We start from the raw sequence: 7,861 nt of genomic DNA on the forward strand, positions 1-7,861 counted from the left end.
TTTTTGATTCTAGACTGTTAGTTGTTCTCCTGATTGCTCTTAGTGCCCTAGTTTATTTCTCATCAGCGTACATTATAGGTTCAAAAAAGTTAAAATTAGCCATAAACATTTTCTTTAAAAGAAAATAAGGCCTAAACGACACTCTTTTCATATTCTGAATCATAGAGATGACAAGCTACTTGTTGATTTTCAACATTTTTCAAAATGGGTTCTTGAATTTTACAAATTTCTTTGGCATATGGACATCTAGGATGAAACCTACAACCTGTGGGAATGTTAACGGCATTTGGGACTTCGCCTTGAGGTATTATTCTTTTTTTCTTGCTTTTAGGATCAGGTTCGGGAACAGCTGATATTAGAGCTTGGGTGTACGGATGTTTGGGTTTTGTATATATTTGCTCAAAACTTCCAACTTCTACAATTTTGCCTAAGTACATTACGGCGATTCTGTCACAAATATATTTAGTTGTAGCTAAATCGTGTGTGATGAAAAGATAAGTCAAATCAAAATCATTTTTTAAGTTGATCATCAGTTGTAACAACTGGGACCTAACAGAGACATCCAACATCGCAACTGCTTCATCCGCCACAACAAAGGTAGGTTTTAAGATCAAAGCCCTTGCTATTACAACCCTTTGTCTTTGGCCACCGGATAAATCACGAGGATACCTATAATAATACTCACTTGCAGGTGATAACTGTACCCTTTCCAACATTTCCATAACAAACTTCTGCCTTTCGGAACGGTCCTTTCCAATATTGTGTATTTGTAGAGGATGCATCACAGCTTCACCGATCCTCATATGAGGGTTCAAGGCTGCAAGTGGATCCTGAAAGATTATTTGAATCTCTTTTCTTATGTGTTTTAATTCCTTTTTTGTTAAGGTACTGATGTCTTTTTCTTTGAATAAAATTTTTCCTTCAGTAGGATCTTCTAATCTTGTAATTAACCTGCCTGTTGTGGTTTTCCCACTTCCTGATTCACCAACTAAACCAAGAGTTTCGCCTTTTTTTACTTCAAAATTAATCTCATCTACCGCCTTTACATATTTAGGAGGGGTTCTAGTCAAAACTTCCCCCACCGTTCTTTTTAGAGGAAAATATTTTTTTAAACCTTCAACTTTTAAGATTGTATTTTCAGTCATTAGTACCACCTACATTTACATGTTTTAAATCTTGAGAATTTTCATACAGCCAGCATTTAACTTCCGATCCTTCGATTAAAAAACTTTTGGGCTCTTGTTCATGACAGATGTCCATTGCGTACTCACACCTAGGGGCAAATCGGCATCCTTTTGGAGGTTTACCCAAATCCGGAGGACTTCCAGGAATATATTTTAAATCTTTATATTTGATATCAGTATTTGGAATGGAATCTAAAAGTGCTTTTGTATAAGGATGCTTAGGATTGTAATAAATATTTTCCTTTGAAGATATTTCCACCAAATGACCGGCATACATGACTCCAATCTTATCTGCAAGTTGAGCAACTACACCTAAGTCATGTGTTATAAGCAACATGGACATTTGATATTCGTCCCTTAATTTACTCATCAACTCTATTATTTGAGCTTGAACTATGACATCCAACGAAGTTGTTGGCTCATCGGAAATAACAAAAGAAGGTTTTAAAACAAGTCCTAAGGCTATCATTACCCTTTGTCTCATACCACCACTGAATTGAAATGTGTACTGATTCATCCTGCTTGGGTCTATTCCTACATCCTTTAGGACACTACCCCCCATTTCTATAGCTTTTTGCTCAGATATATCGGGAAAATGAGCCCTCACAATCTCAACAAAAAGGTCTTTGACTTTCATAATTGGGTTCAGGGAAGTCATAGGATCTTGAAAGATCATGGTGATATCTCTACCACGAATTTCTCGCATTTGTTTTTCGTTCATTTTAGTTATATTTTGACCATTTAATTGTATTTCTCCATACAATCGCGCATTTAAAGGTAATATTTTCATTATAGCTTGTCCCAAGGTAGATTTCCCGCAGCCTGATTCTCCCACTAGCCCTAGTGTTTCTCCGTCTTTTACATTAAAACTAACATCGTCAACCGCTTTTATAATTCCCTCTTCACTTTTATAATAAACTTTCAGATTTTTTACTTCAAGCACGCTTACTACCTTCTTTCTCTAATTGTTGGATTCAGCATCTCGTTCAAACCTTCACTGAACATAGAAAATCCTAGTGTAACAGTCATTATAGCAACACCTGGAAAAGTCAAAGCCCACCAAGCGCCACTCAAAATAAATCTTTGACCGTTGCTCAAATCAAAACCCCAATCAGGAGTTGGGGGAGCTATACCTAATCCCAAAAAGCTCAGCCCTGCTTCTGTCATTATAGCATCTGCCAGGTTCATTGAAAGAACAACCACCACGGATGGCAGTACATTTGGAAGTATATACCTTCCCAAAATAGATAAGTTTGATGCACCTATAGCCCTGGCTCCATCGACATAAAGTTCGTTTTTTACTGAAGATACTTGATTTCTAATGACCCTGAAGTATGTAGGTATGTAAACAACAGCTATTGAAATAGCAATATTCATAATACCTGGTCCTAAAAATGCAGCTATCGCTATGGCGAGGATTAAACCTGGAAAGGAATATATAGCATCCATAATAATGGTCATTATTCTGTCGAATATTCCTCCCACGAATCCCGATAATAAACCTAACGGTATACCAACAACTGAAGCTATTGCTACGGAAACAAAAGCTATTGTTAAGGCAATTCTGGCTCCATAAACAACCCTACTAAATACGTCCCTGCCAAGGTTGTCAGTTCCAAACCAAAACTCACTACTAGGAGAGGTTAAAGATCTTCCAACTCTTTCTGTAGGGTCGTAAGGAGCTATTTGAGGAGAAAAAAAGGCCAAAAAAATGTAAAAAATCAAAATAACCAAACCTATGAAGGTAAGCCAAGCGTTGGAACCTCTAAAGAATCTGGAGAAGCCCTTCCCAATCTTCGATGAAATGAATTTATGTTCTTCCAATTTTATACCCTCCTCAGTACCTTACCCTTGGGTCTATTAACGCGTTGATAATTTCTACTATTATATTAATTATTATTACAAAAATGGCGAAAAAAACTATCGTTCCTTGAATAGCAGGAAAATCTCTGTATCTGATTTTCATGATGAGATAACTTCCAATCCCTGGCCAAGAAAAAGTGGTTTCAGTTAAAACAGCCCCAGCCATTAATAGTGCCAGCTGTAATCCCATTACGGTTAAAATAGGAACTAACGCGTTCCTTAAAGCATGTCTGTACAATATTTTATTTTCAGGTATCCCCCTTGCTTTAGCAGATTTAACATAATCAGAGGTTAACGTTAAAATTGTATTATTCCTAACCATTCTTAAAAAAATACTTGAGATAACAAGGCCGAGAGTAATACCCGGCAACAACAAATGTTGTAGGGCATCCCAAAAAGCAGTCCAGTTCCACCTTAAAAGGGAATCCAGTAAAAACAAACCAGTAATTTTTTCAAATTGAACTGTAGCGCCGATCCTTCCAGCAATGGGTAGCCATTTTAACTGCATTCCAAAAATGAATTGCATCATCAGTCCAAACCAAAATACAGGTACAGCATACATGAGCATCGAAAATCCTCTGGCAACTATATCTACGGGTTTATCCCTTTTTTGTGCGGCTTTTGAACCCCAAAAGATCCCTATAATTACAGCCACAATAAATGCAAAAATCGTTAATTCTAATGTGGCAGGAAATCTTTCTAATATCTCATCAAGTACGGGTCTTCCCGTCATTGTTGAAGTTCCCAAGTCACCTTTGAACAGTCCCCCTACATATTTAAAAAATTGAACCAATATGGGATCGTTAAGTCCTAGTTCTGCTCTCCTGGCTTCAATAACCTCTTGAGAGGCTCTCCCACCTAACATTGCTGCAACAGGATCTCCGGGAATTATCCTAATAACGAAAAATATAACTACTAAGAGAACAAAAAGCATGGGGATTGCCAACAAGATTCTCACAATAATATAATTTCTCAGAGACACTTAGATCACCTTTCTTTTCTGAGGTTGGTTTTCTTAAAATTGCCCCGATTATTAAATAAATCGGGGCAATTGTCTTAATTTCAAACCTTCAAAAGATGCTTAAGGAAAAATTATTCCTTGTAGAGCAAATAATATCTAAAGATCTGGGAAGGTTCTAATAAAATTCCTTTAATGTTATTTTGGGCGGCGACCGTTTCTACACCTTGCCAAAGTGAAACGTAAGGAGCGTTGAAAGCTAGATCTTGTTGAACCAATTTGTACAATTGAGATCTAACTTCTTGGTCAGTCGCTACTCTTGCTGCTCTCATCACACTTTCAGTTACTGGGTTGACATAAAAACTACCCATCGATCTAGCTCCACTTTCACTTAAGAATGGCCAGAGATAGTCATCAGGGTCTATGTAATCAGGATACCAACCCAATAAGAACATACCCATAGTTCCGTTTAAAAAATAATCAACGTAGGTTGCCCATTCCGCATATTCTAAGTTGATATCGATAATTCCTGTCTTTTCTAAGGATTCCATTAAAACTTGGGCTACATCTGCTTCGGTTGTTCCATAATGAGTAGGGCTGTACCAAAGATCAATCACCAGTTTGTTTTTTTCGTCGTAACCAGCTTGATACAGAAGTTGTTTTGCAGCCTCAAGATCTCCTTCTTGGAAGACATCTTCGTGGCTCCACATTCCCATTGGTACTAGAGAATATAGTGGTGATGCCATATTTAAAAATACATCTTCGACTATTACATCTCTTTCAACAGCTAAGGAAATCGCTTGCCTTACCAAAGGATCGTCGAAAGGTTCTTTCTGTGCATTGAAAACTAACATTCTGATTTGTGGACTTTCACCCTGGATAACTTGAACATTTTGAGAATTTTTTAAATCTTGTATGTCTCTTGGGTCTAAATGTCTGAATGCAATGTCTATTTCACCCGTTTCCAAAGCCAATCTCAACGTTGCAGCGTTTTCATAGAATAAAATGATGATCCTATCCGTTTTTGGTTTTTCACCAAAGTATTTCTCATTTGCTTGTAATGTGATTCTGACGTCTCTTATCCATTCGGTGACTTTATATGGACCAGAAGCGGAAGGTGCTCCATCATAAAAACTATCTGCTGAGAATACCTTTGGATTAACAGGCCATCCAACTGTATAACCTAATACGGAAACAAAAGCCGAAAAAGGATACTGAAGGGTTACTTTGAAGGTGTAATCATCGACCACTTCGGTTGATTTAACTATATCCGAGAGTAAGAACGCAGGATCACCTCCAAGTTTTATCACCCTATCGAAGGAGAATTTAAAAACGGACGCATCTATAGGGGTTCCATCTTCGAAAACGACACCCTTTCGTACCTGGAAAAGATACTCTAATCCATCATCAGATACTTCCCAACTTTCGAATAAATTGGGCACAATTTCCGTAGAATTAACCTTGTAGTCTACTGGTCCAGCTAAAACATTTTGTAAAATGTTACTAGAAAAGTAGTCATAACACAAAGCTGGGTCTAGAGTTCTAATCTTGTCTGTAGTTCCAACAACTATGGTAGATTGTGCCCAAACACCGACAAATAAAACCGAAACAACAAATAAACTTACCAAATACCTTTTCATAAAATCCCTCCTCGTAAAATGTGCTGATATGTAAAACTTAAACACTCAATCTCCAACAATACCTTATGATGATTATTTATTAAAACCACAACTAGTTTTACAAAAACATGAAAAAAATTTCATAGAAGTTCTTTTATTGACAAAAATTTCAAAAATAAAGCCGTATTTGGTAACTTAATTTAAATTAACTTAATTATCTCTATTATACAATTAATATCTTTAAGAGTCAAGTAACAACAAAAAATCAGAACTAGCGAGAGAAGGAATAAAAAATATCAGAAGACTGGATTTGAGCGTTGAACATTTTTATAGATTTAAATAGATCTATTCTTAAATTAAGTTATTTTAAATTAACATAATATATATTAACATTTCTTATTATTCTAAAATTAATACGTTTGTATATTATACATTTCTATTTTTTAAAACAAAGATTTAACAATTCTGGTTCCACAATTTGCTTCTTAAATCTTTTTAAGATGAGGGATCTAAAAATTTTAAGTTCTATATCAAGCATAAATAGCGTCTAATCAGATTTTTAATCAAAAATTTTCTTGATTAAGTTCCCCCCTTATGATAAAGTATATATTGGGTTTTATTCCAAGGGGTGAAAATAATGGAAAAGCATGAACTAATAGAAAAACTACGTTCCAACATGTCTAGAGATACCTGGAATAACTGGCTTACAACGGCTCAAATTCTGGAATTAGACAATAAAAAGGTCGTAGTTGGATTGGGAAATCTGTTTATTAAAGAGGCTGTCGAGAAAAAATTCGGTTCGATAATAAAAGAAACTATAAACAATATCGTAGGTAAGCCAGTAGAAGTTGTTTTTAAAGAAATACCCATCAGTAAAGAACAAAAAAATGTAGTAAATGGTCCAATAATTAAAAACCGGCCGTTGAAACTATCAGAGTTTAATCCTGAGTTCACTTTTGATAGCTTTGTTACTGGAAATTCCAATAGAATAGCTTATTATTCAGCCCTGGAAGTCTGTAAAAATCCAGGCAAATATAATCCTTTATTCATATATGGAGATGTTGGACTAGGTAAAACCCACCTTTTACATGCAATAGGGAACTTCTTGATGGAAAATGCTCCTGATTTGAAGGTAAAATATGTAACTGCCGAGGATTTTATGAATCAAATGATGGATGGAATAAGAGCAAGTGATATGGAGAACTTCCGAGAACGCTTTAGAAGAAACGTAGATTTTTTATTGATAGATGATGTTCAATTTTTAATTGGGAAAAATACCGTACAAAGCGAACTCTTCCATACCTTTAATTCTCTTTTTAACTCGAGAAAACAGATAGTAATTTGTTCCGATAGAACTCCTGATGAGTTAGCAACTTTTCATCCTAGATTGATTAGTCGGTTTGAAATGGGTTTGATAACTGATATACAAGCTCCTGATAAGGCAACGAAGTACTTAATAGCGAAGAAAATGGCACAAATGATTTCACTTCAACTAACCGATGACGTTGCTTATTATTTAGCCGAACATGTTGATAAAAACTTAAGAAAACTTCGGGGCGCTATTATGAACCTTCTATTGCAAAGCCAAATTTCGGGTGCGCCAGTAAATATCGAATCTGCGAAAACGATAGTCAATTCAATGATCAGAATGAACGCAAACAAAGTTAGGTTCCAATCACCCCAAGTTCTTGAAACAGTTAAAATAGATACCGTTATAGATCTGGTCGCTGCTGAATTTAATATTAATAGAAAGGATATCTTCTCATCATCCAGAAAAAAAGAAATAGCGTTAGCTCGTCAAGTTTTAGCTTATCTTTTTAAGACCACTATGAAGTTGAAAACTAAAGATATCTCCGAAAAATTAGATAAAAATCATTCTACTATTATTCATTCCATCAAAAAAATAGAACATTCTTTGTTGATGGGAAATGAAGTAATAAAAAATAAAATCAATAATATCAAAAATAAATTAGAAGATGAAAAAGGGATTCTTACTATATAAAAATAGAAGAAATCGGCCTCAAATTATGATTTAGATAAAAACAAATTGAGGCCGAATTTTTTTTACAATCAGATTGGTCAAACATTTTAAAAGTAATTTACACTTCTAATCCAACTATAGCTTCCGGAGTTACTACGTGGAAAGTTAAACTTTCAGTGAAGAAAAATTTGAGTTGCTCATCAAACTTGCTATCATACCCTAAGGAAATATCTTGGCCTAAAATTAATTTAAAGTC

Annotated in this window: 7 protein-coding genes; 1 reads left to right on the plus strand and 6 read right to left on the minus strand. The window is 35.3% G+C overall.

Annotated features, from left to right (window positions below):
* Positions 1-131: 131 nt before the first annotated feature.
* The 5 genes from AA81_RS00040 to AA81_RS00060 form a co-directional block, all read right to left on the minus strand.
* A complete protein-coding gene (locus AA81_RS00040) occupies positions 132-1,145 on the minus strand; it encodes an ABC transporter ATP-binding protein (protein WP_103078771.1) in 1,014 nt (337 codons plus the stop codon).
* Positions 1,138-2,127 (minus strand): ABC transporter ATP-binding protein, encoded by a 990-nt coding sequence (locus tag AA81_RS00045; protein ID WP_103078770.1) that lies wholly within the window; start codon positions 2,125-2,127, stop codon positions 1,138-1,140. The genes AA81_RS00040 and AA81_RS00045 overlap by 8 nt, the downstream gene beginning before the upstream one ends.
* Before the next feature lie 5 nt (positions 2,128-2,132).
* Positions 2,133-3,008 carry an ABC transporter permease gene (locus AA81_RS00050; protein ID WP_211286450.1) on the minus strand — a complete coding sequence of 292 codons (876 nt, stop codon included), beginning with the start codon at positions 3,006-3,008 and terminating at the stop codon, positions 2,133-2,135.
* A 13-nt stretch (positions 3,009-3,021) separates the two neighbouring features.
* Positions 3,022-4,029, minus strand: coding sequence for an ABC transporter permease (locus AA81_RS00055; protein WP_103078769.1), 1,008 nt, complete (start codon positions 4,027-4,029; stop codon positions 3,022-3,024).
* Positions 4,030-4,139: 110 nt separating this feature from the next.
* Positions 4,140-5,645, minus strand: a complete 1,506-nt coding sequence (locus AA81_RS00060; RefSeq protein ID WP_103078768.1) for an ABC transporter substrate-binding protein — start codon at positions 5,643-5,645, stop codon at positions 4,140-4,142.
* A gap of 616 nt (positions 5,646-6,261) precedes the next feature.
* Here AA81_RS00060 and dnaA point away from each other — a divergent pair.
* A complete protein-coding gene (gene dnaA / locus AA81_RS00065) occupies positions 6,262-7,626 on the plus strand; it encodes a chromosomal replication initiator protein DnaA (protein ID WP_103897841.1) in 1,365 nt (454 codons plus the stop codon).
* A gap of 97 nt (positions 7,627-7,723) precedes the next feature.
* Here the strand turns inward: dnaA and AA81_RS14825 are convergent, their stop codons facing one another.
* The gene (locus AA81_RS14825; RefSeq protein ID WP_369333226.1) at positions 7,724-7,849 is read right to left on the minus strand and encodes a hypothetical protein; all 126 of its coding nucleotides are present in this window, start codon (positions 7,847-7,849) and stop codon (positions 7,724-7,726) included.
* Positions 7,850-7,861 lie beyond the last annotated feature (12 nt).

The sequence above is a fragment of the Petrotoga halophila DSM 16923 genome, assembly GCF_002924615.1.

What these genes read in the sequence shown, in the direction of transcription:
- dnaA (WP_103897841.1), top strand. Translation starts at nt 6,262, where the DNA reads ATGGAAAAGCATGAACTAATAGAAAAACTACGTTCCAACATGTCTAGA.
- AA81_RS00040 (WP_103078771.1), bottom strand. Translation starts at nt 1,145, where the DNA reads ATGACTGAAAATACAATCTTAAAAGTTGAAGGTTTAAAAAAATATTTT.
- AA81_RS00060 (WP_103078768.1), bottom strand. Translation starts at nt 5,645, where the DNA reads ATGAAAAGGTATTTGGTAAGTTTATTTGTTGTTTCGGTTTTATTTGTC.